At 58.8% G+C, this 25,340-nt stretch carries 25 protein-coding genes and 1 tRNA gene; 19 read left to right on the forward strand and 7 right to left on the reverse strand.

Features of this window, described 5'->3' with window-relative positions; all coding sequences use genetic code 11:
* Positions 1-18: 18 nt before the first annotated feature.
* On the forward strand, positions 19-693 hold the full coding sequence (locus tag AADH44_RS05470) for a DsbA family oxidoreductase (RefSeq protein ID WP_341954921.1): 675 nt from the start codon (positions 19-21) through the stop codon (positions 691-693).
* A gap of 3 nt (positions 694-696) precedes the next feature.
* Positions 697-846, forward strand: coding sequence for a hypothetical protein (locus AADH44_RS05475; protein WP_341954575.1), 150 nt, complete (start codon positions 697-699; stop codon positions 844-846).
* Positions 847-863: 17 nt separating this feature from the next.
* Here AADH44_RS05475 and AADH44_RS05480 read toward each other — a convergent pair whose 3' ends face one another.
* From AADH44_RS05480 to AADH44_RS05500, 5 genes are all read right to left on the reverse strand, one after another.
* Entirely contained in the window at positions 864-2,840 is a 1,977-nt protein-coding gene (locus tag AADH44_RS05480) for a glycosyl hydrolase (RefSeq protein WP_341954576.1), read from the reverse strand.
* A 43-nt stretch (positions 2,841-2,883) separates the two neighbouring features.
* Positions 2,884-3,618, reverse strand: coding sequence for a biotin/lipoyl-binding protein (locus AADH44_RS05485; protein WP_341954578.1), 735 nt, complete (start codon positions 3,616-3,618; stop codon positions 2,884-2,886).
* Complete coding sequence (locus AADH44_RS05490) at positions 3,615-5,285, reverse strand: glycosyltransferase (protein WP_341954580.1); 1,671 nt, start codon at positions 5,283-5,285, stop codon at positions 3,615-3,617. The genes AADH44_RS05485 and AADH44_RS05490 overlap by 4 nt, the downstream gene beginning before the upstream one ends.
* 293 nt (positions 5,286-5,578) lie before the next feature.
* On the reverse strand, positions 5,579-6,019 hold the full coding sequence (locus tag AADH44_RS05495; RefSeq protein ID WP_341954582.1) for a hypothetical protein: 441 nt from the start codon (positions 6,017-6,019) through the stop codon (positions 5,579-5,581).
* A complete protein-coding gene (locus AADH44_RS05500; RefSeq protein ID WP_341954583.1) occupies positions 6,019-6,498 on the reverse strand; it encodes a YbaK/EbsC family protein in 480 nt (159 codons plus the stop codon). Before AADH44_RS05500 ends, AADH44_RS05495 begins: the two co-directional genes overlap by 1 nt.
* A 57-nt stretch (positions 6,499-6,555) precedes the next feature.
* Between AADH44_RS05500 and dusB the strand changes: the two genes are divergently transcribed.
* The 14 genes from dusB (at position 6,556) to AADH44_RS05570 (ending at position 21,319) form a co-directional block, all read left to right on the forward strand.
* The gene (dusB, locus tag AADH44_RS05505; RefSeq protein ID WP_341954585.1) at positions 6,556-7,722 is read left to right on the forward strand and encodes a tRNA dihydrouridine synthase DusB; all 1,167 of its coding nucleotides are present in this window, start codon (positions 6,556-6,558) and stop codon (positions 7,720-7,722) included.
* Positions 7,712-8,956: a deoxyguanosinetriphosphate triphosphohydrolase gene (locus AADH44_RS05510; protein WP_341954587.1), complete on the forward strand. Its 1,245-nt coding sequence runs from the start codon at positions 7,712-7,714 to the stop codon at positions 8,954-8,956. The genes dusB and AADH44_RS05510 overlap by 11 nt, the downstream gene beginning before the upstream one ends.
* Positions 8,957-8,988: 32 nt before the next feature.
* Positions 8,989-10,896: a DNA primase gene (dnaG, locus tag AADH44_RS05515; protein WP_341954588.1), complete on the forward strand. Its 1,908-nt coding sequence runs from the start codon at positions 8,989-8,991 to the stop codon at positions 10,894-10,896.
* Between the two features lie 163 nt (positions 10,897-11,059).
* The gene (locus AADH44_RS05520) at positions 11,060-12,685 is read left to right on the forward strand and encodes an ABC transporter substrate-binding protein (RefSeq protein ID WP_341954589.1); all 1,626 of its coding nucleotides are present in this window, start codon (positions 11,060-11,062) and stop codon (positions 12,683-12,685) included.
* 109 nt (positions 12,686-12,794) lie between these two features.
* Positions 12,795-13,889, forward strand: coding sequence for an ABC transporter permease (locus AADH44_RS05525; protein WP_341954591.1), 1,095 nt, complete (start codon positions 12,795-12,797; stop codon positions 13,887-13,889).
* A 2-nt stretch (positions 13,890-13,891) separates the two neighbouring features.
* On the forward strand, positions 13,892-14,920 hold the full coding sequence (locus AADH44_RS05530) for an ABC transporter permease (RefSeq protein ID WP_341954592.1): 1,029 nt from the start codon (positions 13,892-13,894) through the stop codon (positions 14,918-14,920).
* Positions 14,917-16,596 carry an ABC transporter ATP-binding protein gene (locus tag AADH44_RS05535; protein ID WP_341954593.1) on the forward strand — a complete coding sequence of 560 codons (1,680 nt, stop codon included), beginning with the start codon at positions 14,917-14,919 and terminating at the stop codon, positions 16,594-16,596. The genes AADH44_RS05530 and AADH44_RS05535 overlap by 4 nt, the downstream gene beginning before the upstream one ends.
* A 1-nt stretch (position 16,597) precedes the next feature.
* A complete protein-coding gene (locus AADH44_RS05540; RefSeq protein ID WP_341954595.1) occupies positions 16,598-17,419 on the forward strand; it encodes an ABC transporter ATP-binding protein in 822 nt (273 codons plus the stop codon).
* A gap of 52 nt (positions 17,420-17,471) precedes the next feature.
* On the forward strand, positions 17,472-18,428 hold the full coding sequence (locus AADH44_RS05545) for a beta-propeller fold lactonase family protein (protein ID WP_341954597.1): 957 nt from the start codon (positions 17,472-17,474) through the stop codon (positions 18,426-18,428).
* 51 nt (positions 18,429-18,479) lie between these two features.
* Positions 18,480-18,552, forward strand: a tRNA-Asn gene (locus AADH44_RS05550).
* A gap of 154 nt (positions 18,553-18,706) precedes the next feature.
* Positions 18,707-19,942 carry a sensor histidine kinase gene (locus AADH44_RS05555; protein WP_341954599.1) on the forward strand — a complete coding sequence of 412 codons (1,236 nt, stop codon included), beginning with the start codon at positions 18,707-18,709 and terminating at the stop codon, positions 19,940-19,942.
* Positions 19,939-20,604: a response regulator transcription factor gene (locus tag AADH44_RS05560; RefSeq protein ID WP_341954600.1), complete on the forward strand. Its 666-nt coding sequence runs from the start codon at positions 19,939-19,941 to the stop codon at positions 20,602-20,604. The genes AADH44_RS05555 and AADH44_RS05560 overlap by 4 nt, the downstream gene beginning before the upstream one ends.
* Before the next feature lie 165 nt (positions 20,605-20,769).
* A complete protein-coding gene (locus AADH44_RS05565) occupies positions 20,770-21,021 on the forward strand; it encodes a hypothetical protein (RefSeq protein WP_341954601.1) in 252 nt (83 codons plus the stop codon).
* Positions 20,972-21,319 (forward strand): AzlD domain-containing protein, encoded by a 348-nt coding sequence (locus AADH44_RS05570; protein WP_341954603.1) that lies wholly within the window; start codon positions 20,972-20,974, stop codon positions 21,317-21,319. The genes AADH44_RS05565 and AADH44_RS05570 overlap by 50 nt, the downstream gene beginning before the upstream one ends.
* Here AADH44_RS05570 and def read toward each other — a convergent pair.
* Entirely contained in the window at positions 21,316-21,879 is a 564-nt protein-coding gene (def, locus tag AADH44_RS05575; protein ID WP_341954605.1) for a peptide deformylase, read from the reverse strand. The two genes, AADH44_RS05570 and def, sit on opposite strands and share 4 nt — an antisense overlap.
* 40 nt (positions 21,880-21,919) lie before the next feature.
* Here def and AADH44_RS05580 point away from each other — a divergent pair, with 40 nt between their 5' ends.
* Together AADH44_RS05580 and AADH44_RS05585 are read left to right on the forward strand one after the other, a co-directional pair.
* The gene (locus AADH44_RS05580) at positions 21,920-22,861 is read left to right on the forward strand and encodes a DMT family transporter (protein ID WP_341954606.1); all 942 of its coding nucleotides are present in this window, start codon (positions 21,920-21,922) and stop codon (positions 22,859-22,861) included.
* A 141-nt stretch (positions 22,862-23,002) separates the two neighbouring features.
* Entirely contained in the window at positions 23,003-24,235 is a 1,233-nt protein-coding gene (locus AADH44_RS05585) for a glycosyltransferase (protein ID WP_341954607.1), read from the forward strand.
* Between the two features lie 58 nt (positions 24,236-24,293).
* On the opposite strand, the gene AADH44_RS05590 is transcribed toward AADH44_RS05585, so the two are convergent.
* The gene (locus tag AADH44_RS05590) at positions 24,294-24,836 is read right to left on the reverse strand and encodes a DNA starvation/stationary phase protection protein (protein ID WP_341954609.1); all 543 of its coding nucleotides are present in this window, start codon (positions 24,834-24,836) and stop codon (positions 24,294-24,296) included.
* Between the two features lie 147 nt (positions 24,837-24,983).
* Between AADH44_RS05590 and AADH44_RS05595 the strand changes: the two genes are divergently transcribed.
* Complete coding sequence (locus AADH44_RS05595) at positions 24,984-25,259, forward strand: hypothetical protein (RefSeq protein WP_341954611.1); 276 nt, start codon at positions 24,984-24,986, stop codon at positions 25,257-25,259.
* Positions 25,260-25,340: the final 81 nt, after the last annotated feature.

A 25,340-nucleotide genomic window follows, 5' to 3' on the forward strand; every position in this document is an offset into this window, starting at 1 on the left:
TAGCTGTCGGGTGTTGAGATCACAGTGAATAAAACTGCTGCAAACGCCAACGAACCCGTAAAAGTCGACATCTGGTCTGATGTTCAGTGCCCATGGTGCTACATCGGCAAGCGACGGTTCGAAGCTGCTATCGAAAGCTCGGGCATAGCCGTCGATATCGAGTACCACTCCTTTGAGCTCGCACCCGATACTCCCGTCGAATACGAGGGCACCCCCATCCAGTTCCTGAGCGAACGCAAAGGGCTCCCGATGCCGCAGGTCGAAGAGATGCTTACCCGTGTAACCGACATCGCGACTAGCCTCGGACTCCACTATGACTACGAGCACATCCATCAGACCAACACGGTTAAGGCTCACGAACTTCTCCACTATGCCAAGGCCCACGGTCGTCAGCTTGAGATGAAAGAGCGCCTCCTTGAGGCTTACTTCGTGAAGACTGAGCACGTCGGGCGCATCGAGGATCTTGCTGATATTGCGGCATCCATTGGTTTCGATCGCGACGATGTGGTTCGCGTTCTCGAATCGAGCGAATACCTGCCCGCAGTCAAGGCAGACGTGGATCTTGCCATGCAATATGGCATTCAGGGTGTGCCATTTTTCGTGATTGACGGCAAATATGGAGTTTCGGGCGCGCAAGAAAGTGAAAGTTTCGCTAACGTTCTCTCACAGGTACTTACTGAAAGAGATGCGTAACCCATGGACGCCGCAACCAAGCCAATCCCGACCCTAGCCCTACAGCAGATTGGCGACCCCAATGTTGGTGTCTGCGAGGGTGCCGCATGCATCGTTGATGATCACCACTCTCAAGCCTTCGTCAACCGTCAGATCGACGAAGGACTCGTCTAGCCGGCGATACTTCAGCGCTAGAGCTTGCTCATTATCCAGGCGAGCATGTAGCTCCGACTGTTGCCATCGTCGATGCGGTCCTCGGTGAGGTTCGCACTCTCGTCAAGTGCAGCAGCCGCATCTTCTGAGCCGGCCAGAGCTGAGTACATCAGCAGATAGTCGCCGAATAGTACGTCTGAGCCTTGTGGTGCAGCTTCGGAGAGGTTCGCACGCACTCGATCGGGGTCTATGCCGAGGTAACCGGCGACCGGGCTCATGGGCAGCACGAGAATTCCCAACATCGCGCTCGGCTCCGCACTGAACCACGTAGCGTAGTCGCGTTTTCCGCCCCAGTTCAGTGACGCAACGGTGTGGCCGAATCCGTCGTAGACAGCGTCGCTTCTATCGAAGTTGGTCCAGTAGGCAAGGGCCGACTCTGCTTCTGCTGAGAGCATCCATTGTGCTTCTGTGGCGAGGTCTGGCTGGTTGCTTGCGGCAGCCCACAGCGCGAGCCCATTCCACGCGCTGACTGCTTCTGAACTGGATTCCTGATTATTACCGTCGGCAAACGGCGCTGTACCGCTCGCCCACGAGTGGCCCGCGTAGGCGTCGAAAACCCGACGCTCTGGAAAGTAGGTGTTGTCGCTCTGTGCTGCGATATCGGCCGCCAGAAGGTTCATCACAGGCGCCCACCGTGTTACGAGAGTGGGGTCGGCGGCGGCGAGCACTCCTGCGGTGTAGAGAAAGTATCCGTAGTGAAAGTGGTGGTCGTTGAACTGGTCTGACCCGAACGACGGGGCAAGTCCGACTATTCCGCGCGCCTGTTCGTCGTAGACGAAGCAGCGTTCGGTGCGGTTTGTGCACCCGTCAGGATCAGCCCACCCGTCCATGGCATTCACGAGCTGATCTGTGATGGTGGTTGCGAGATCATCGGCGCCGAGCTGACGTGCAATATCGAGCATGTTGGTCAGGCGGTACATCCACTTTCCGCCGTAGTAGGTGTCGGCGGGCGCTGGCAGAGTTGATGCGACATCGATTGTCAACTGCGCAACGAGTCGAAACTTGTTGTCGTCAGAAAATTGCGAAAGGTCAATCGATCCAGCAGGAGTGACCGTTGGTACCGACCAGGTCAGCTCTGTCCCGGCGCACGCCAGAAGCTGCCCGTAGACGCTCTTCCAACTGCTCGTTTCGCATACTGTGCTGGCTCCGAGTGATGCATACTGGTGTGGCATTGCTGCAACGATGGTGGGTGATCCGTCAGTGGTTTCGTAGGTGATGCTCGTTGTGGTTCTGTCGTTAGCAACCGAATAGTGGATGCTCGTGCTCATGATGGGCGACGCGGCGGCCGTCACGTAGTCAGCCAGGGAGCCCCCCGTTGAGACGGCAAACCAGGTCGCCACCTGACCTGGGGAGAGCGTCAGCACTGTTGTTGACGCAGCCATAGCCCCGTCGCTGACGAGTCCGTATTCGGTGCCGTCGATCGTGATGGTCCACGCTCCGGTGCCAGCGGTCAGTGACTGCCCGAGATCTACGGTCACAGACTTCGTGGCGGTGAAACTCACGAACGGTGATCCTTCGGCGATAACGGTAGTTCCGATCTCAATCCCATCAGCAGTATTTGCGATGGTGACTGAGGCCTCGTCGTAGGCGCTAACTGCATAGTCGTCCGCTCCGATGTCTGCAGTCAGTGCGCCAAAAAAGCCGCCAGCGATTACGTTGTCGTTGGTGACTATGGCAGGTACACCGAACGCGAACCCCTGCTCTGTCATCTGAAATGCCAACGGCAAGGGGAAGACCGGCAGGGGGTCGTCCCCGAACACCAGCCCGGAAAACCACTTGTTGGTGGGCGGGATGAGCCCGTCGGCCAGTCGAGCTGTGGGCAGGGCCGTGATGGTTCGCGCAGGCAGCGCTTCGATCAATGGTCCGACCGTGCTGTCTGGCAGTATTCCGGCCCCCACGGTACTCGGGGCAGGTGTCTGAGTCGTGCATCCGGTGACGACCGTGAGGGCCACCACCAGTGTGGAGACTGCAGGATAGGGGTAACGGCGAGCCACTCGACTACAGGCCAATTTTTCTCAGGAAGTCAGAGAAACCGTCGAAAGCGCCCGCCAATATGCCATCGTCGCTCAGCTTTAGCGTTGCGGTCACCGGCGTACCGGCTTTCACGAGACCGTTGTACGCGCCATCAGTAAGAGACGCGCTGTGTACTCGGATGGTGGTCTCCGCCTGGCCGTCCACGGTCTGAACGTCGATGGTCGACACCGAGCCCTCGATGCTTGCGCCATTCGGTAGGAGCAGTATGACGGGTGCTCCATCGCCGATGCGAGAGTAGTCACGCCCCGTTAGCTCGTATTGTGCCACGACAGACAACGTACCTACCCTTTCGATAGTCGCGAGAACCTGACCCGCTTGAACGAACGAACCCGGTTGGGTCGTGACATCCCGCACGGTGCCAGGCACTGCGGCGGTAAGGGTGATGGTGCCATCCTCGGTAACGGTGTAGGCGACGGTCTCCGGCTTTAGAAGCCCTTCGGCGAGGTCAGCCTGCAGTGAGGGGCTTTGCAGTGTGAAGAGGACGTCGCCCTCACTCACTCGCTGGTCATCTGTCGTGATGAAGCTTTCAACGAGCGTGCCGCCGTAGTCGATGCCGACGGGATAACGTTCGGCCGCAATGGATGCTGAGACACTGGTGACCTGTGCTTGGCGCTGGGTAAAGATGACGGTCAGCCCGAGCACGAGCGCGAGTACTGCCACGAGTCCGATAAATAGTTTGAGGTTACTGCGCCAGGTCATGCTGTCGCTCCTGTCCTGGTGATTGGGCGCCGTGTCAGGCGGTGTGACCGGCTCAGCGAAACATGTTCACGCATGGCGGCGGCGACGAAACTTCCCATGATGACGGTGTTAGTAACGTTCCACGCTGTCGCTAGTGTCAGAACCTCGTTGTCGATGTCTCTGAAGATTGCGACAAACGAGGTGAGGAGCAGAAACACGAAAAACAGCACCTGAGGGATCATGAAATTGAAGGGTGAAGACATTTTCGATCGGTCACCCGTGGCGCTCCATGACTGCTCCTTGCCGGTGAGCACATTGAGGAGTGCTGCGAGGTAGATGGGTGCAGAGACCGTAGCGAGCATCAGCGTTTCCCAACGGAATGAACCCATCGTGTAGAACGCAAGCACGATCTGGATGACGTAAAACCCTGCGTAGTAGAGCACCCAGGTCACAACGGTGGTCGATAGGTTCATCGGTCGCAGGTCGAAATAGATTTCGAGCGCCGGCACCACCATGAGGAGGAGCGGGGAAATTCCGGTGAGGTAGAAGGAAGCTGTCACTAGGTACTGGAGGCGCTGGTCGAGCGTGAGTTTGCGTTTGCGGCTCAGCGGGTTGTGGTTGAACAGGATTTCAAAGCCGCCCGTTGCCCACCGCAATTGTTGTTTGGTGTACGACTCCACAGTGTCAGGCGCGTGTCCGACGGCGAGGGTCATCGGAATAAAAATGGTGTGCCATCCTCGCTCATGGAGCATGAGCGAGGTCCAGACATCTTCTGACTTGGAGTCGGTGTAGATCCCGCCGACGTCATCGATTGCTGCACGTCGGAAGATGACGTTGGTGCCGACGCAGAAGGCCGCGTTAAATCTGTTGCGCCCGGGCTGGATAAACCTGTAGAAAATCGACTGCATGTAGCCAGCCCCGCGAGAGATGACGTTGTGCAGGTTTCCATAGGTCTGCGGCGTCTGAACGAAAGCAACCTCATCCCGAGAGAAGAATGGGATCGTTTCGATGAGGAATTCGGGCGAAGGAACAAAGTCTGCGTCGAAGATAGCGAAGAAGTGGCCCTTGGTGAGGCTGAGGCCGTGGTTAACGTTGCCGGCTTTGGCCCCGCCCGAACTGAGCCTGCGTACGTAGCGCGCGCCGAGCTCGGCGGCCATCTCTCGAATTTCGTCGGAGCGCCCATCGTCAAGGACCCACGTAATGTGGGTCCCGCGCATCGCGAGTGCTGCGCTGACGGTTTTGCGGATGACGGGGGCGGGTTCGCCGTACGTGGTGATGAAGACATCGATGCTGGCCTCACTCTCGTCGAGGTACAAGTCCCAGCGAGATGGATCGTTGGTCAGGCCGTCACGCAAAATATCTCGATCGCGGAACAGCTTCGCTTTCGCGTCATGGAATGCGAAGTCTCGGGGGTCCTGTGAGGCAGAGAGGATCGTCCACATCGACAACAGCGCCTGCAGAATCAGGACGGTTTCGGCGATGATGACGAGCGTGTACGGCAGCCAATCTCCGCGGCTAACGGGGTTCAGGAGGAACGAGGCGTAGGCGAGGATGCCTAGGGTCGCGATCATCACCAAGATCACTAACGATGGCGACTGCGCCTTTACAGGCTCTGTGTTTCGGGGTACTGGGGGCAGGTCGGGAACTGCTCTTGTGGTCGTGGGGAGTCGATTCTGCAGGGTCGTCATTCTGGCTTCTTTCGGAAGAAGTGCTAGGCGACGCAGCACGGCAGGAAGGCTCGCTGGACAGGGAACCGGATGCACGCGGGGTGACCAAATGCGACCGGGATGTCATAGCAGCGTCGTTGACGTGCGTACAGGCAGGCGTCGCGACGGGGGAGTCACGGTGCCGAGAGGTGCGGGATTTCGGGTGGAGCGGGTAGAACTGCCCACGGTACGGCAGCTCGGCGTCCCCCAAAAGGGGTGGCCTAGCTAAAAGGCCACTGTTTACGAGCTATTAGCGTGTTTGTAACATTCGCTGGCTAGTCGACGAAACCTCGGTTCGACCATTCAATAATCTCTGCTGTGGTGGCGTGAGGGGGAGCAGCCCGTGCCACTCTCGACGGCACCTGAGTAAGGAGCACAGTTGTGGGGCGATCCGGAAGAGAGGCATGATGCCCGTCACGAGCATTGAACCGTTTGTTTACGAGCGCTCCCAGAATGGCACCAACACCGAATCCGAGCGGAAGCAGCAGCAGGTACCCCGTCGGGTCTGTGTTCGCCGCCGTGCCAAGTGCTAGCGTCGCAGCCACGCCGACCGCAGCCCCGATTGTTATGGCAATCCACCAGCGCTGAAGTTGTGCATTGGCAGCATCCCAGGCTCGCTGAGCACGAAACTGCTCAAGTGCTTCATCACGTGGTACCAAGCTCACCCATGTGCGACCTTCGAAGCGGAAGACGTTCGGGTGGTCGTCGATTGCCATTAGTTGGTGGACCCTTCCATCGTGATGTCGGCGACGGTCGCATCGAGGCCGGTGACGAGGTCATCACTGTTTACCCACACGGTATAGCCGTGGTCTCCTGATCCCATTGAGACTCGCTTGCCGGCGATGCGGTGGTCGGCGAACACGGGCCACGCTGTGCTGCTGCCGAGTGGGGTGATGGTGCCGCGCGCAAAACCGGTGGCTTCGAGGGCTAGGTCGGCTTCGGGCATCCGGAGCTTATTTACGCCGACGACAGCCCGCAGTTTCGACCATGAGATCTGGCGGTCACCGGGCACGAGAGCAAAGAGGTAACTGCCGTCGCTGCGCTTGACGACGAGCGACTTCACGACCTCAGCGGGCGTTATGTCAAGGAGTTCGGCGGCGTGCTCGAGCGACGTTGCTGGCGGGCGTTCGACTATCTCGATCGGGATGCCACGGCGCGCGGCATCGTCGCGTACGCGGTTGGTTCCTGCCGTCATTCGGGGCCTTCCGGGCTGTGCGGCGCCGGTTCAGTCGCGCCGTGGGACAATTGTTGTGTGACTATTCTTGCCCTTGCCGACCCGCGTGTCGCGCCACCGCTATCAATTGGGCGTCTAGAGCTCGACGTGCCGGTCGTTCTGGCGCCCATGGCGGGCATCACCAATACTGCTTTTCGCCGTCTCTGCCGGGAATACGGTGCCGGATTATATGTCAGCGAAATGATCACGAGTCGCGCGCTGGTTGAGCGCACGCCCGAAAGCATGCGACTCATCACGCACCACGAGTCGGAGACGACGCGCAGCATCCAGCTCTATGGCGTCGATCCGAAGACGGTCTCTGAGGCTGTCACGATGCTGGTGGCTGAAGACCGCGCCGACCACATTGACTTGAATTTCGGATGCCCGGTACCCAAAGTCACGCGCAAGGGTGGGGGAGCGGCGCTGCCGTGGAAGATTGATCTCTTCCGTGACATTGTCGAGGGTGCGGTGAGGGCTGCCGGCGATATCCCTTTGACTATCAAAATGCGCAAGGGTATCGACTCCGACCATTTGACCTATCTCGAGGCGGCACGGGTTGCGTCGGGAGCTGGCGTTGCCAGCATTGCGCTTCACGCACGCACGGCCGCAGAGTTCTACTCTGGCACTGCCGACTGGTCTGCCATCGAAAAACTCAAGAACACCATCACCGATACTCCGATCTTGGGCAACGGTGATATTTGGAGTGCCGCCGATGCGCTTCGCATGGTTGATGAGACCGGATGCGACGGTGTCGTTGTCGGTCGGGGGTGCCTCGGCCGGCCCTGGCTCTTCGGTGACCTCGCTGCGGCATTCCGTGGTGAAAGCGTCAAGGCGGAGCCGAGCCTCGGTCAGGTTGCGGCGGCCTTCAAGCGGCACGCAGAGCTGCTCGTCGAATTCTTTGGCGAGGAAGACCGGGCGTGCCGCGACATCCGCAAGCATGTGGCGTGGTATTTCAAGGGCTATGCCGTTGGCGGTGAGCTTCGCGCCGCTATGGCTACAGTGCAGTCGCTGTCGCAGCTCGATGATTTGCTTGGCCAGCTGGACGGTAATCAGGAGTATCCGGGTGCTGATGCAGAGGGTCAGCGTGGTCGCGCCGGCACTCCCAAGAAGCCGTCGCTGCCCCAGGGTTGGCTGGATAGCCGCGAACTGCAGGAGACACACCGCAGCGAACTGAATCAGGCTGAACTGAGCACCAGTGGAGGCTAAGGGGTATACCGAAGCCGACGCCGAGCGTTGGCTTCCGGAGCAGCATTCGAGCCGACGCAGTGACTTTGCCCGTGATCGTGCTCGTGTGCTGCACTCGAGTGCCCTGCGCCGCCTCGCTGCCAAGACTCAAGTGTTGAGTCCCACAATGGGAACCGATTTTGCTCGTAACCGACTGACGCATTCGCTTGAGGTCGCCCAAGTGGGCCGTGAGCTTGCCGATAGTTTGGGGCTCGACCCCGATGTGGTTGACACCGCGTGCCTTTCGCACGACCTCGGGCATCCACCCTTCGGACACAACGGTGAACGCGCACTCAACGAGTGGGCTGCCGATATTGGCGGCTTTGAAGGCAACGCCCAGACACTGCGGTTGCTCACCCGGATTGAACCGAAAGTTTTTGGCCCGGATGGTGTGAGTTACGGCCTCAATCTCACTCGTGCCAGCTTGGATGCCAGTACCAAGTATCCGTGGCCGAGTGCGCAGGGCATTCCCGATCCGAGTGGTCGCAGCAAATACGGGTTCTTCGACGACGACACTGCGGCGTTTGAATGGTTGCGTGCCGGTGCTCCTGACCGCCGGCGCTGCATCGAAGCACAAGTGATGGATCTGTCTGATGACATCGCATACTCCGTGCACGATTTCGAGGATGCGATTGTTGGCGATTTCATCGATGTCACTGCGCTCGGTGCCCGGGTTAATCACGATGATCTGGTGAAGTCGATGTTCGAGTGGATCGGTGGCGAATTTTCCCACGACGAGCTGATCGCCGCTTTCGACCGCCTTGACCTGCTCGATCCGTGGATCGATCAGTGGGATGGCAGTCGTGCCGCCCATGGTCGGCTCAAGAACCTCACGAGTCAGCTGATCGGTCGTTTTGCCGGAGCAGCGGTTCAGGCAACACGCGAAGCGCATCCTACTGACGCCCTGGCCCGTTTCGGCGGAAGCCTCATTGTGCCTCACGACATTCAGGCAGAGATTGCGGTTCTCAAGGGCATCGTCGCCGCATTTGTGATGTCTATTAATGCGCGTCGACCGATCTATCAGCAGCAGCGCGACGTGCTCACTGAGCTCGCCGATGTTTTGCTGTGGACGGCACCGCGTAACCTCGATTCTGGTTTCAGGGCGGACTGGGATTTCGCCGAAACTGATCATCAGCGCAAGCGCGCCGTAGTAGATCAGGTGGCAAGCCTCACCGATCAGTCGGCGATGGCGTGGCATACACGCCTAGTTGGCTAGCGACACCGTGGGGTGAGCCTACAATTACGAATGTGGCTGGCCTGATCCGAAGAAACGATATCGACGAGGTGCGTTCGCGCACTAACCTCGCCGATATTGTGGGCGACTATGTCGCTCTCAAGAGCGCGGGGTCGGGGTCCATGAAGGGCCTGTGTCCTTTCCACGAAGAGCGCAGCCCTAGCTTCCACGTGAGGCCCCAGGTTGGTTTTTATCACTGCTTCGGATGCGGTGAGGGCGGTGACGTCTTCACCTTCCTGCAGCGTATGGATCACGTCTCATTCTCCGAAGCTGTCGAGCGCCTGGCTGGCCGCATTAGCTATGAACTTCACTATGAGGATGGCGGCGCGGCAACCGATCACGGCAACCGTGCGCGCATCCTTGCCGCTAATCAGGCGGCATCTGACTTCTTTGTTGCCCAGTTGAGAACGCCTGAGGCAGAACTTGGGCGCAGTTTTTTGGGGGAGCGAGGTTTCGATCAGTCGGCTGCCGAGCGTTTCGGAATCGGTTTTGCTCCCCGCGGTGGCGCTCTCATGAAGCACTTGAACACACTCGGCTTTGCTTCCGATGAACTCGTCATCGCGGGGCTCATTGGCAAGGGCGAGCGTGGTGATTACTACGACCGATTCCGCGGCCGCCTGGTGTGGCCCATCCGCGATGTGACCGGTCAGACCTTGGGCTTTGGCGCGCGCCGATTGCTCGACGATGACAAAGGCCCCAAGTACCTCAACACCCCTGAGACTCCCGTTTATCACAAGAGCCAGGTGCTTTACGGCCTCGATCTCGCCAAGAAAGACATTTCTCGCAGCAAGCAAATCGTTGTTGTCGAGGGCTACACGGATGTGATGGCCTGCCACCTTGCCGGCGTCACGACCGCCGTTGCTACCTGCGGAACGGCGTTCGGTGTTGACCATATCAAGATCGTTCGGCGGATGATCGGCGACTATGACAACGCCGACACCACCGCCACCGGCGAAGTGATTTTTACGTTCGACCCGGATGAGGCAGGTCAGAAGGCAGCAAACCGTGCGTTCGCCGAGGAGCATCGTTTTGCCGCGCAAACGTTCGTTGCGGTTGCTTCTGACGGTCTTGACCCCTGTGATTTGCGGCTCAAGAAGGGTGATGGCGCCGTTCGTCGTCTGGTGAGCACTCGTAAGCCGATGTTTGAGTTCAAGATTCGCCGCGAGTTGGCGGTGCACGACCTCGAGACTGTTGAGGGTCGGGTGGCCGCTCTGCGTGCCGCAGCACCGGTGGTTGCGGGTATCCGCGATCAGGCGCTCGGCATCGGTTACGTGCGCAGTGTTGCTGGTTGGCTCGGTATGGAACCCAGTGAGGTTCAGAGTGCGGTGTCGTCGGCCAGGCGCCAATCTCCGAGCGCTGCTCCCTCACGCGGTTCGTCGTCGCCTGGCGCTGGTTCGGGATCCGATTCTGGTCCGGGCGTTGCAGCCCCCGAGCCTCAGCACGAGCAGGGTCCCTCGATCATGGGCCTCAAGACCGATGCCACGACCCGACTCGAGCGCGACGCGCTGATGGCTGTGCTGCAGCATCCGGAGGTCGTCGGTGACGACCTGATCCGCAAGCTCACGCAGATAGCGTTTGCCGATAACACTCTCGCGGTGGTGCGTGATGCGATCGCGTCGCAGGTTGAGCGTGCGCTACTACCAGGGTGGGCATCGGCTGTTGCCGACGAAGTGCCTCAGTCGTTCTCTACGTTCGTCAAGCAACTGAGCGTTGCGCCGATTCCTGAGCGCGAAGACCGCATCCCGGTGTACTGCGTGCAAGTGACGACGGATCTGGTTGAGCGTGACCTGCTGCGTCAAAAACGTGAGCTTCTTGGGGTGCTGCAGCGCATGGATCGGGAGAGTGATCCCGCGCGCTATGTGCAGACTCAGCGTGATCTTATGGGGATCGAAGCAGAGCGTCGCGCTTTGCGCGACGACTAACTGTTTTACCCACTTGGTTGCGTTCGTGTAAATATCGTTCATTCGGGTACCAACAACCTAGAGGTTGCCGTTCACTTTGTGTTACTACTGAACAATTAGCATGCGCGGTGCCCACAAACGCACCGTCGCATTTTCTGCACCAAACAGGAAGAGGTAGACGGATATGACATCCGCATCCAAGAGCAGCAAGCGAGTCCTTGCTGTAGTTGCTGGTTCGGCGGCGTTCGCGCTCGCTTTGACTGGCTGCCAAGCTGGAACAGATTCCGCCGGTGGCGGTTCTGATTCGCTTACCGTGGGCACGACTGACAAAGTCACGTTCCTCGACCCGGCCGGTTCGTACGACAATGGTTCTTTCGCACTCATGAACCAGGTTTTCCCGTTCCTGCTCAACTCCCCGCTCGGCACCTCCGATGTTGAACCTGACATCGCTGTTTCTGCCGAGTACACGAGCGACGACCAGTACACGGTTGTACTCAAAGACGGTCTCAAGTTCGCGAATGGTAACGACCTCACTTCCTCTGACGTGAAGTTCAGCTTCGACCGCCAGGTTGCAATCGCTGACGAGAACGGCCCGTCCGTGCTCCTCGGCAACATCGATAGCGTTGACGCTGTTGATGACACCACCGTGGTCTTCAACCTGAAGAACGGCAACGACCAGACGTTCGCTCAGATTCTGTCGAGCCCCGCAGCACCGATCGTTGACGAAGAAGTATTCTCGGCCGATGCCGTTACTCCCGATGCTGACATCGTCGCGGGCAACGCCTTTGCTGGTCAGTACGTTATCGACAGCTACGACTTCAACAACGTGGTGTCGTTCAAGGCCAACGCTGACTACCAGGGTGTTCTTGGTGCAGCAGCAACTGACACGATCCTGCTCAAGTACTACACCGATGCTTCAAACCTGAAGCTCGATGTTCAAGAGGGCAACATTGATGTCGCACACCGTAGTCTTTCGGCTACCGATGTTGCCGACCTCGAAGGCAATGACAAGGTCAACGTTGTCGTAGGCCCCGGTGGAGAAATCCGCTATATCGTGTTCAACTTCGACACACAGCCCTTCGGCGCAAAGACTCCTGAGGCTGACGCCGCGAAGTCGCTCGCAGTTCGTGGAGCCGTTGCTGACCTCATCAACCGCCAGGAAATCTCTGACCAGGTCTACAAGGGCACCTACCTGCCGCTGTACTCCTACGTTCCTGATGGACTGACCGGCGCGACCGAGGTCCTCAAGGACCTTTACGGCGACGGAGAGGGTGGACCGAGTTCTGAAGCCGCGCAGAAGCGTCTCTCGGATGCGGGAGTTGCCACTCCGGTGAAGCTCAACCTGCAGTACAACCCTGACCACTACGGTGAGTCTTCGGGTGACGAGTACGCGCTGGTAAAGAGCCAGCTCGAGGCTGACGGAATCTTCGAGGTCAACCTGCAGTCGACTGAGTGGGTTACGTACGCTAAGGAGCGCACGGCAGACGCTTACCCCGCTTACCAGCTGGGTTGGTTCCCTGACTATTCCGACGCTGACAACTACCTGACTCCGTTCTTCGGCGACGGTAACTTCCTCGGCAATCACTATGCGGATGCTGAAGTCAACGATCTCATCGTTGCTCAGGCAACCGAGCTCGACCCTGCCAAGCGTGAGGGAATGATCCAGGACATCCAGGCGAAGGTTGCAGCTCAGCTGTCGACCGTTCCGTTCCTTCAGGGAGCGCAGATCGCTGTAACAGGCAAGGACGTTACCGGGGCTACGCTCGACGGTTCGTTCAAGTTCCGCTACGGCAGCTTGGCAAAAAACTAGGGGTGATTCGCTCCCGTTAGGCTTCCGTCTAGCGTAGTGATGAATAGGAGGTGGCCCACACACACTGTGGGTCACCTCCTCGTCCCCATTTTCTGCACGATAGGTAGGTATGTCGCAGTCTGCTTCCGCCGTGATTGAACCGGCACCAACTCCAACGCCCACCCGGCGTTCCCGGGGGATCACAAATCCTCTTGTTCGTTTTCTTATCGTCCGTTTCCTTCTCATTTTTCCGACCGTGTTCATCCTCGTAACGATGGTGTTCGTGCTGATGCGGTCGATCGGTGACCCGATCACGGCGGCGCTCGGTGGCCGTTTGACGGCAGCTCAATTGGCTGAACGTATTAGTTCGGCCGGTTACGACCGCCCGATTCTGGTTCAGTACTTCGAGTACCTTGGGCAGGTCTTCACCGGCAATTTCGGTACGGCTATTACCGACGGTCGCCCGGTATCAGAGCTTCTTGTGACCTACGGAAGTGCCACGCTCGAACTTTCGCTGTACGCGATTCTGGTTGCTCTGGTGGTCGGTATTCCGCTGGGGATGGCCGCGGCTTACTTCCGTGACAAGTGGCCAGACGCGGTGCTGCGTGTTGCTGCGATCCTCGCGTATGCCACTCCGGTCTTTTTCGCCGGGTTGTTGCTCAAGCTGGTATTCGCTGTGTGGCTCAAGGTGTTGCCGGTTGCCGGTCGTGCAACGCTGCGCACTGAGTTGGAGCTCAATGCCCTCGACAACAAGTCGGGCATCTACCTGATCGACGCAATCCGTTTGGGAAGCCCAGCAGCAATCGGAGACGTGCTTTCTCACGCAGTGCTCCCCGGCCTTGCACTCGGGCTGCTCACGGCGGGTATCTTCATGCGCCTAGTTCGCACCAACGTCATCGGGTCACTGTCGATGGACTATGTGGATTCTGCCCGTTCCCGTGGCGTTAGCGAGTTCCGTCTCGTTCGCAAGCACGCCTACAAGCCAGCGCTTATCCCGATCATTACGGTTATCGGTTTGCAGATCGCGCTCTTGCTTGGAGGTGCGGTGCTCACGGAAACCACGTTTGAGTGGAAGGGGCTCGGCTTCAAGCTTGTCGAGTATTTGGGCGCTCGTGACTTCGTTGCAGTGCAGGGCATCGTTGTGTTGCTCGCGGTGATCGTCGCTCTGACCAACTTCATCGTCGACATAATTGCGGCGATCATCGACCCGAGAGTGAGGTACTAATCATGGCTACAACACCCTCACGGTTCGTGTCTATCTGGCGGCGTTTACCCGTCGTTCACCAAGTACGTCAAGCAGTTGGGCTGCAGCGCGGAATGCTTGTCGCCGGCCTTGTTCTGACGGGGATCTTCTTGCTCACGGCTTTATTTGCGCCTCTGCTCGCTCCTTATGGCTTCGCGCAGTTACGCGATGACGCTGGCACCTTTGGCGCACAGGTGCCTCCGGGCGGCGACCACATCCTGGGCACAACTGTCGGTGGCTATGACGTGCTGTCGCGGGTGATCTGGGGATCGCGCACAGCAGTGCTCGTAATCGTCGTTGCGGTTGCGCTGTCGATCTTTGCTGGCGTGCTTCTTGGGCTGGTCTCGGGCTACATCGGCAGTTGGATTGACCGCGTTCTGGTGGTCATCTCAGATGCTGTGTACGCATTCCCGACCCTGTTGCTCGCGATTGTTGCGGCGATCGCGATTAGCGGTGGTCGATCGAGTTTCTGGGGCGGCGTCTTTGCGGCGGCAATCTCGATCACGGTGGTCTACATTCCGCAGTATTTCCGGGTGATCCGTGCAGAGACGGTGCGAATCAAGTCGGAAGCGTATGTGGAGTCGGCGAAGGTTCTCGGGGCGAGCACTCCACGCATCATGTTCCGCCACGTGTTCCGCAACGCCACCCGCACCCTGCCGTTGATCTTCACTCTCAACAGTTCAGAAGCAATTCTGACGCTCGCGGGTCTGGGGTTCCTCGGTTTCGGTATCGAACCGTCTGCGGCAGCAGAGTGGGGTTACGATCTCAACAAGTCTATTTCGGATGTCACGAGCGGTATCTGGTGGACGTCACTGTTCCCCGGTTTGGCTATCGTGCTCGTTGTGCTGGGAATCACTCTGGTGGGTGAGAGCCTCAATGACCTCGCTGATCCACGACTGCGCACTCGTCGTCGTGCTGACGCGTCGGCCCCGGTTCTCGAGACGTCAGCTCTCACCACGGTTGACCTTGATGGCGATGACACACCGATCGATCCTGTGGAGGCTCGCTCATGAGCGACATTGTTGAAATCAAGAATCTCGAAGTAACATTCGCCACCGATGGTGGAGATGTAAAAGCCGTCGACGATGTTTCGTTGACTCTCGCCCCTGGCGAGGTACTGGCGATCGTCGGCGAGAGTGGCAGCGGAAAGAGTGTCACAGCTAAGTCCGTTCTCGGTCTGCTGCCTGAAACAGCTGTCGCGCGTGGTGCAATCCTGCTCAATGGCAAAGACGTCATTGGGATGTCAGGAAAGCGGATGCGCGAATTGCGCGGTGTCGACGTCGCGATGGTGTTCCAAGAGCCGTCGCTTGCACTCAACCCGGTATTCACTGTTGGTTGGCAGATTGCCGAAGGATTGCGGGCCCACGGCAAGGTCAGTAAGAAGCAGGCGCGCGTCAAGGCGATCGAGATCTTGCGCAAGGTGGGTATTCCGGAGCCCCAGAAGCGAGTCGACTATTACCCCCACCAGTTCTCTGGTGGTCAGAAGCAGCGCGTTGTCATCGCGATGGCTCTTGTGCTTGAGCCTGAGTTGATTGTTGCCGACGAACCAACCACTGCACTGGATGTCACAGTGCAGGCTGAGATTCTCGACCTGCTTCGCCGGTGCCGCGATGAGTTCGGTGCGGCGATCATCCTGATCACTCACAATATGGGTATCGTGGCCGATCTTTCTGACCGGGTGGCGGTGATGTATCAGGGCAAGCTGGTCGAAGAGGCTCCCGCTCAGCAGCTGTTCGATTCTGCGAAGCATCCGTACACCCAGAAGCTACTTGCTGCTGTTCCGCGCATTGGAACGGGTGCGGCGCGAGCCGCGGCTCGAGTCGTGGACCGTGAGGAAGCAGGAGGCGACACCAAGGTCGAGCCCGTCGTGGTGGCGAAGGATCTTGAGATCTCGTTCCCTGGTCGTTTCGGCCAGCAGCCCTTCCGCGCCGTCGATGGAGTAAGTTTCACTATTTCTCCCGGCGAAGTTCTTGGCCTTGTCGGTGAGAGTGGTTCGGGTAAGACCACAATCGGTCGTGCGATTGGCGGCCTTAACAAGATCACGGGCGGCTCGCTTCAGGTTCTTGGTCACGAGATGCTCGGATTCAAAGAGCGCAAGTTCCGGCCCGTTCGTAGCGAAATCGGGTTCGTATTTCAGGATCCGGCATCCAGCTTCAATCCGCTGCTCACAATCGCCGAGTGCGTTGCGGAACCGCTCATCGTGCACGATCAGGCGCGGGACTCTAAGGATGCCCGTGGCCGAGTTGACGAACTGCTCGAAGCGGTGCAATTGCCCCGTGCATTCGGGGATCGTTACCCGCATGAGCTGAGCGGTGGCCAACGCCAGCGCGCAAGCCTCGCTCGTTCGCTCGCACTGCGGCCTCGACTGCTGATTGCCGATGAGCCGACCAGCGCGCTTGACGTATCTGTTCAGGCGAAGGTCCTTGAGCTATTCGCTGATCTGCAGCGCGACCTCGGATTCGCGGCGCTGTTCATCAGCCACGATCTCGCGGTCGTTGATATGCTCTCGGACCGAATCGCGGTGCTCTACAAGGGGAAACTCGTTGAGGAGGGCGTCGGCTCTGACGTTCTCGGTAACCCTCAGCATCCTTACACGCAACGTCTGCTTGCTTCGCTCCCGGTGCCCGATCCGCGTGAGCAGGCTGAGCGTCGTGAAGCGCTGAGGTCGCTGACTGCCGTAGATTATTGAGGTGACTTCTTCTCAGCCGACAGTGAACGCGCGTGACCTGTCACTGCGCTACCCGTCGCGCAATCCAGAAACACGTTCGGTTGCCGTCAACGGGCTGAGTTTTGAGATTGCTGCAGGTGAAGTGCTGACCGTCGTGGGTGAGAGTGGCTCCGGTAAGAGCACCCTCGCTAAAGCCGTTGCACTTCAGGCTGAGACGGGCGCGTATGGATCGCCGTTGTTTAGCGGCGGTGAGTTGAGCGTTCTGGGCACCGAGCTCCGATCAGTGAGTCGACGTAAGCGTGACCACCTGAGCCTGAAGGTCGGCTATTTGCCTCAAGACGCAGGTAACCATCTCAACGGGCGCCTCACTGTAGGGGAGAACATTGCCGAGCCGATCTTTGTGCGCGATCGCCGTTTCAATCAGCGTGAAGCGGCCGAAGCGGTAGCGACGCTCATCGACACGGTTCGGTTGCCGTTGGCCGTAATGAATCGCTATCCCTACGAGTTGAGTAAGGGGCAGCGTCAGCGAGTCGCGATCGCGCGGTCGATGATTCTTGAACCGCAACTGCTGGTCGCCGATGATCCAACCGCGGGAATCGATGTCAACGTGCGTGCGGCCATTCTCGATCTCATCGTCGATCTGCAGCGGGATCGAGCATTTTCGGCGCTCCTGGTCACCGCCGATCTGGCCGCTGTTCGCCGCATCTCCACCACCATTGCCGTGATGCACCGGGGAATCCTGGTGGGTATCGGTGAACTTGATGATGTTCTTTCTGACCCGTGGCACCCCTACGTTCAGGGACTCGCACATTCGCTGGTGGAGCTGAGAAGTGAACAGCGCTAGTCGGACCGCGAACTCTAGTTCCACCTGGTTTGTCGGGGGATGGGGCCCTGACATGGAGGGCGAATCCGAAGGAATTTCGGTTATGCGCAGCCGAAGCGATGGGGCACTCGAACTGTCGCACCTAGCTGCAGAAGCGCCCTCGGCGTCCTTCATAGTCGTCGACGGTGACCGCGTGTACGCGACGCTGGAGGGCTCCGGCGAGGTAGTCACGTTCGACCGTGACGGCGAGGCGCTAACTAACCAGAGCACGGCATCCAGCGGGGGGCAGTATCCGTGCCACCTGACGGTAAAGGACTCTGTTGTCGTTGCTGCGAACTACGGCACCGGCACGCTTGGCGTGCTTGAGCGATCAGGAGAGCCATCAGCACTCGAATACAGGTCGGCATCAGAGCCCACAGGCAGGGGACCGCGCCCCCAGCAGGACGGTCCGCACGCTCACTCCTCGCTGTTTGTCGACGACGAGACGCTGGTCGCCCTCGATCTCGGGGCCGACCGCATCCGAATCTTGCACTACAACGACTTCGCTCTGACCCCAGTGGATGAGGTGGCCCTGCCGGCAGGATTCGGGCCTCGAGATATTGTGGCTCGCCCCGGCAACCTTTTCTACGTTCTGGGAGAACTAGGGCTCGCCTTTCTCATCTTTGAGTGGCGCGACCGTGAACTGCACAAACTCTGCTCGATTGCCCTTCCGGGTGCTAGCGAAGGCGACCACGCGTCTGCGATTGCGATCTCCGCCGACGGTCGACATGCCTACGTCGGCCTTCGGCGCAGCAACCTCGTCGCCGTGCTCACCATTGCCGAAAACGGTCGCAGTGTTGCACCCCTCACAGCAGTGTCCTGTGAGGGCGATTGGCCACGTCACCTCGTGATGCACGATGACGTACTGCACGTGAGCAACCAGTTCTCGAATACGATCGCCAGCTTCCGCATCGATGAGAACGGCATCCCGAAGCTGATTGCTCCGCCAACCAGGGTACTTTCGCCGACCTACCTGGCGCGAATCGTCTGATGGTTTTAGAACTGCACAATCATTTGCTAATGTAGACGAGTTGCACAGCGATCCTCGATAGCTCAATTGGCAGAGCAATCGGCTGTTAACCGGTAGGTTCTTGGTTCGAGTCCAAGTCGAGGAGCTTCTGAATCCCGGCCACTGAGGTGGCCGGGATTTTTTGCATTCTGGCGTGGTTCGTTGTCTCGCTCCGCAGGCGTCAACTACTCCGTAGGGAGTAGCGGGGTGTGCGCCGCAAAGCCGATGTGTGCGCGTCGACGGCCAACTAGCATCGGAGCATGCCCTCATCCGATCAATCGTCTCGTTCTGCCAGTGCAATGGCTGACGCGATGATGAAGGGCCCTGGCTTTGGCTTTCCCGTCTCGCGACGGTCAGCCCTGCTGCGGCGGTGGCTGCCCGTAGTGGTTTCTTTGCTTGTGCAGGTGCCGATCACCGTGATCAGTGTTATTCGAGCCAACGACTTTGGCCTGCCGGGCGTCGCTCTTATCCTGCTCTCAGTTCTTGGCCCCGCTCTGTTGATTTGGGCGCGCGACTACCCAGGGCCGATCATTGCCAGCCTGTCGGCCCTGGGCGCCGCGGACTTCTTGCTCGGGTATTCCGAGATTTCGCCGCCGTATCTGGCGTTGGCATTTGCCATAGTGATCGCAGTTTCGCGTGGTGCGCGCACGTGGACCTGGATTTCGCTGATCGTCGTGTGGGAGGCGACACTGTTGGCCGCGTTGTTGGTTGGTATCGCACTCGAACCACCTCGCATCGTCGTGACGACGCTCGGATTGCTGCTTGTTTTAGGATTCGCGGAATCCTATCGGCGTCGTGGTGAACACTTCGTGCAGTTTCAGCAGGCGTTTGCTGACCGCCGTGAAGCCGAATTGCGAGCCGAACGCGTTCGAATTGCCCGCGAGCTTCACGATGTTTTGGCGCACTCACTCAGCCAGATCAACGTTCAGGCGGGTGTGGGGCTTCATCTTATGCACAAGCAGCCCGAGCAGGCAGAAGCAGCCCTCGCAAGCATCAAGAGCTCAAGTAAGGAAGCGCTCGATGAAGTGCGATCACTGTTGGGCATGCTGCGCACCGAAGGCTCTGACGGTGCCACCGTCGATGACGATGCGGTCCCGCCGGTTCCCGAACCCGATCTTTCACGATTGACCAGCCTGGTCGACTCGGTGCGCTCTCAGGGGCTCGAAGTGTTGCTCGCGTGCGAGGTAACACCGGAGACACCCACCGCAGTGCAACTTGCTCTCTACCGAATCGTGCAAGAGTCACTGACAAATATTGTTCGCCATGCCAAGGCAACCGCCGTCAGCGTGAGCGTTGGCTACGACGGCGGCGACTATCTCGTTACTATTGCCGACAACGGTGTGGGGTTTGATAACTCCGTCGACAACGAGGGGCGAGGCTTGTTAGGGATGCGCGAAAGAGCTGACCTCTTGGGCGGCACCCTCCACGTGGGCGAATCAACAGCGGGTGGCGCGCTCGTTACAGCGCGTATTCCGCGTCGACCGGCATCCACATGATTCGGGTTGTCGTCGCTGACGATCAGCAGCTGATTCGTGCGGGCTTCCGCAGTTTGCTCGACGCTGAAGATGACATTGAGGTCGTTGGCGAAGCTGCGACGGGCACCGATGTCATCGAGGTTGTGCGACGTGAGCGCCCCGACGTAGTGCTGATGGATATCCGGATGCCGGATGGCGACGGACTGTGGGCCACTGAACAAATTGCTACTTTCCCTGAACTTGCCGCGACTCGAATAGTGGTCGTCACGACGTTCGAGGTCGACGAGTATGTCGCGCGTGCGATCAGGGCTGGCGCGAGTGGTTTCCTAGTGAAAGATACGGAACCGGTGGAGCTCATCCGAGCGGTGCGGGTCGTTGCTGCTGGCGACGCGCTGCTGAGCCCGGGAGTCACGAAGCGACTGCTCGCCAGATTCGCTGGTGGATCGTCCGTAGTGATCGACAACAGCATCCTCACCGCCATCACGACCCGCGAGCGCGAAGTTCTCGCCCTCGTTGGGCAGGGGCTCACGAACGCGGAGATCGGCGAGAAACTCTTCCTCAGCCCACTCACTGCTAAGACGCACGTTTCGCGCATCATGGCGAAGCTCATGGCACGCGATCGCGTTCAATTGGTTGTGATCGCCTACGAAACCGGACTCGTTTCCTCAGGGCGCGCTGTGTGACAGAGAATTGACGCACGCGTTCGCCTTAAATCTCTTCGGCCATTCGATCAAGTTTCGCGGTCGGTCTCGCCGTTGCCGCCTACGGAATCTCATTCGGTGCGCTCTCGGTTGCCGCAGGGCTGGATGTCTGGCAAACCTGTGCATTGAGCCTGCTGGTGTTCTCTGGTGGGTCCCAATTTGCCCTGGTGGTGGTTCTCGCTCCCGGTGGAGTTGCCGTCGGCGGTAGCGACGGCACAGCCGACCCTTGCACGCCAACGCGCCGGATTTTGGTGGACGGGCCTCGTCATCTACGTCGGGTGGAACCTCACCACGTTGATTGGAGCTCTAATTGGCGATCAGTTGGGCGATGTGAGGCAGTACGGTCTCGATGCGGCGGCTGCCGCAGCCTTACTCGGCCTGCGGCGGCCTCGCCTTTAAGCAACTGCAACCCATTGTTGTCGCTGTTGGCGCGGTCGCCGTTGCCGCTGCGCTGATGCCCGTTCTCCCTGCTGGCATCCCCGTGCTTGCGGCAGCGCGGCTCGCAAACCTACTGACCGTTGCGCTACTGTCGGCGCTGGTTGTCGTGCAGAGCTTTGGTTCGACACGAGGCTTCGAAGTGGATGCCCGGCTCCCGGCTGTGGTTGTGGCTGCGGTGCTGTTCGCACTCCGGGCGCCGTTCATCCTCGTGATTATCGCTGCGGCTCTCGTCGCGGCAGCGATTCGGGCCTTCCTCTAGGCGTCAAGTTGTTCTTCGGTGGGCAGCCAGGAGTTTCCTGGTTGACCCCAGCCTTGCTTGCGGATGGCCTTCGCCGCGGCTTTGGCATCGGGTTCACGAAGGCGGTCGGCATAGAGCACCCCGTCAAGGTGGTCATATTCGTGTTGGAAGATGCGGGCAAGCCAGCCGGATGCTTCGATTTCAAAAGGCTTCTGGTCGAGATCTACGGCTCGCAGGATGACGCGGTCGGCGCGTACCAGCCCGAATCGTTCGCCGGGAATGGAAAGGCACCCTTCTTCATCCGCCTCGCTCGGTTCATGGATGGGGGTGGGGGAGTGCCAGAGTTCTGGATTTATGGCGACTCCGTGCCAGTGAGTGTCGTCGTCGTCGGTCCAGTCGTAAACGAATATGCGTTGCGAAACACCGACCTGGGGTGCGGCAAGGCCGACCCCTGGCGCCTCATCCATCGTTTCGAACATGTCGCTAACCAGCGTGTTCAGAATGCGGTCGAAGGCCGTTACCGGATTCGCAGGAGTGTGGAGCACCGGATCGCCGGTGATAATGATGGGAAGTACGGCCATGTACTAAGAATATCTCGCTTGAACCGAGTACATTTGACGGGTGCCACCGGAGATTTTTGACCTCACTGATCAGATCACTCTCACTCCGACCCAAGTTGTGGGAATACCGCTTGCACTCATCGGTGCCGTTCTGCTGTCGCTGGGTGCCCAATTTCAGCACCGTGGTGTCGCCCGCCTGGAGGAACATTACGGCGAGCAAGCACGATCTGGGCTGAACTTTGCCCAGCTTAAGGCGCTCCTTGCCCGGCCTTCGTGGGTTCTGGGCACGCTGTTTTTGGGGCTGGCGATTGTGTTTCAGCTCTCGAGCTTGGCAATTGCGCCCATCATGGTTGTTCAGCCACTCGGTGCCGTAGCTCTGGTCATGACGGCGATAATGAACGCCCGCATCACCAAGATCACGTTGGATGCCATTTCGATCCGCGCAATCGTGATGTGCGTTGGCGGTGTTGGTGTCTTTGTTGCGCTCGCAGCGGTGTTCGCGAAGTCGACGGTGATCACTCAGCGTGAGTTGTCGACGGTTCTGATTATTTTGGTGGCTGTCTTGGCGCTGTGGGTGACGCTGTTTATGATTTTTCGTAAGAATGCGTCGCCCGTGTTCTACATAATTGGCGCTGGAATGCTTTTCGGTTTTGTGGCGACGCTCGCAAAAGTTGTCATTGATCGCATCAAAACCATCATGATTTTGGGGTCCGGCATTGAGAGCACTGATCTTCTGACGGTGCTCTGCATTGTGGGACTTATCGCGGCATCCTTGCTGGGGTCTTATTTTGTGCAGACTGCGTATGCGTCGGGCCCACCCGATCTGGTGGTTGCCGGTCTCACCGTTGTTGATCCGCTTGTTGCGGTGACGGTGGGCATCATTGTGTTGGGTGAGGCATCGAATGCTCCACTGTGGGCAGTCATTGCATTTGTGATTACGGGTGCGGTCGCAATTTTTGGTGTCTTCTCGCTCTCGAAGCACCATCCTCAACTCAAGGGATAGCTTTTCGGATGCTCGGCGGAGCAGATGCCGCACGAGGGTGTGGTGGGGTACGTTATTAGGTGCCGTTGACCTGACCGGGGTGTAAACGAGTTGGCTCGTGACGAAAAATTGTTAAGGAACTCTTCGACTGTGAATTCCGCTGTGAGACGCTCGCCCCACGAGGGCAAACCGCGACTTCGCATCCTCATTGGTGCTGACACGTTCTGGCCCCAAATTAATGGTGCCGCTACGTTCATTGCTCGTCTAGCGGCCGGTTTGGCCGAGCGTGGCCACGACGTGCATATTGTTGCGCCGTCGTACTCCAACACGAAGCTCGGTCAGATGGTGGAGGAGCATGAGGGTCAAAAGATGACCCTGCACCGCCTCTACTCGTGGAAGTGGCCTGGCCACCCCTGGCTTCGATTTATGTTGCCGTGGCGCGTAAGACCCCACTCGGTGATCATTCTTGACCAAGTGAAGCCCGATGTCATCCACTTTCAATCGCACATTGTGGTGGGGCGCGGTCTGACTATTGAGGGCAGCAAGCGCGGTATCCGATTGGTTGGCACTAACCATTTCATGCCGGAGAATTTGCTCGATCACGCGCGCGTCATCCCGAAGTTCATGCGCGATAAGGCCATCCGGATGGGGTGGGCTGCGGCTGGTCGTTCCTTTGCTCGTGCGGAGCGAGTGACCACTCCCACACGCCGCGCTGCTGACTATCTTGAAGAGAACACCGTGGTTCGCAATGTTATTGCGGTGTCGTGTGGCATTGATGCTGATGGCTACAACGGCAATCTTGATCCGAAGCCCGAGAACCTGATTGTGTTTTTGGGGCGTTTGGCTGAAGAGAAGCAAATCGACAAGTTGATTCGTGCTCTGGGGATCATGGATCCTGCGCTCGATGCCAAGTTGGAGATTGTGGGCGGGGGAGAGCTTGAGGGCAAACTCCGTGCTCTTGCGACGTCTTTGGGGCTTGAGGATCGTGTGACGCTTACTGGTTTTGTTGAGCAGGATGAGCTGCGTGACGCTCTCCAACGCGGCTCAGTATTCGCCATGCCATCCATTGCGGAGTTGCAGAGCATTTCAACAATGGAGGCGATGGCTTCGGGTCTTCCTGTTGTTGCCGCCAATGCGATGGCGCTACCTCACCTTGTTCACGACGGCGAGAACGGATTCCTGTTTGAACCTGGCAATGTCGAAGACTTGGCGGCGAAGCTCACCGCGGTGTTGACGATGCCAGCGGAGGAGATTCTGAAGTTCAAGAAGGAAAGCTTAGCGATCGTCTCGGCCCACGACATCCAGCGCACGCTCGATACTTTCGAAAGCTTGTATCGCGGTGAACAGGTCACCGACCCGGCCGCGTTAGGGAAAAAGAACGAGAGCGCCTCCTAATCGGAGACGCTCTCGCGTGGCACAGCAATCGATTCGTTGTGCACGGCAGGCGTGGAGCCTACTTTTTTGTGGGGGTGCGGTTCTCGGCTGAGACCATCCAGGCGTACTGCTCGAGGCTTTCGATGATGGCGTGCAGCAGGTCTGCACTGGTGGGGTCTTCGTCGTCGATGGGGTCGTGAACGTCGCGGATGGTGGCGACGGTGCCCTCAAGGCGTTCCGTGAGCAGGTCGATGGTGTCTGTCGTGCTGATCTCGCCGGCGGGAAACTCGGGCAGCGTTGTAGTGGCCGCTACGGTGTCGCTGCGTCCGTCTGGTGTGGCGTGGAGTGCGCGCATCCGTTCGGCGATGGTGTCGCTGAAGCCACGCGCGGCGTCGATGATTTCGTCGAGTACGAGGTGGGTATCGCGAAAGTTCTTGCCGACAACATTCCAGTGCGCCTGCTTGCCTTGCAATTGCAGTTCGAGCAGGTCAACAAGCACTAGTTGCATTTTGTCGGAAAGCCCTTTCGAGGCGGTGAAGCCCTTCTCGGCATTCTGTTGACGAGTTTTGCGGGCCCCCGACTTGGCTGGACTTGTGGTCTGCGCTTTCTGTGAATCGGTCATAGCGCAAACCTACGAGCGTTGGATGAACGCTAGCTTCACGTTCTTTGTGAGGATGCCGTACAAGGGAGTGCCTTCGCACTATGTCTGAGCTAGCCTCGTTTCTAACTCTGTCTCATCATCTACGTCAGCTATCGCAAGGAGATTCTCATGGGCCAGCGACTTCTGTTGATCGGTGCGTGGCTTCTTCCTGTCGCGATAGTCACCTTGGGTGTAAATGCTGGCGTCACGATGTGGATCTACATGGAGCCGCAAATGGATACCATCCCCACACCGGATGCCTACGGTGTGGCATTCTGGGCAGGCGTTGTTGCACTGCTGCTCAGTGTGCTCGTCGCCGTGGGAATCTCTATTCAGGTCGCGACCTCGCGCCATGCAACGGAAGCAGGCAGCGAAAGCACGAAGGTGCATCAGCTGGCTCGCTGAACGACGCGCTCAATTCGCTGGATGACGTGTCACCTAGCGTGCCCAATTTGCCGGTAACGTAGACACGCGTTCGCACTCGTG

It is taken from the genome of Salinibacterium sp. TMP30, from assembly GCF_038397785.1.
Lineage (GTDB): Bacteria > Actinomycetota > Actinomycetes > Actinomycetales > Microbacteriaceae > Rhodoglobus.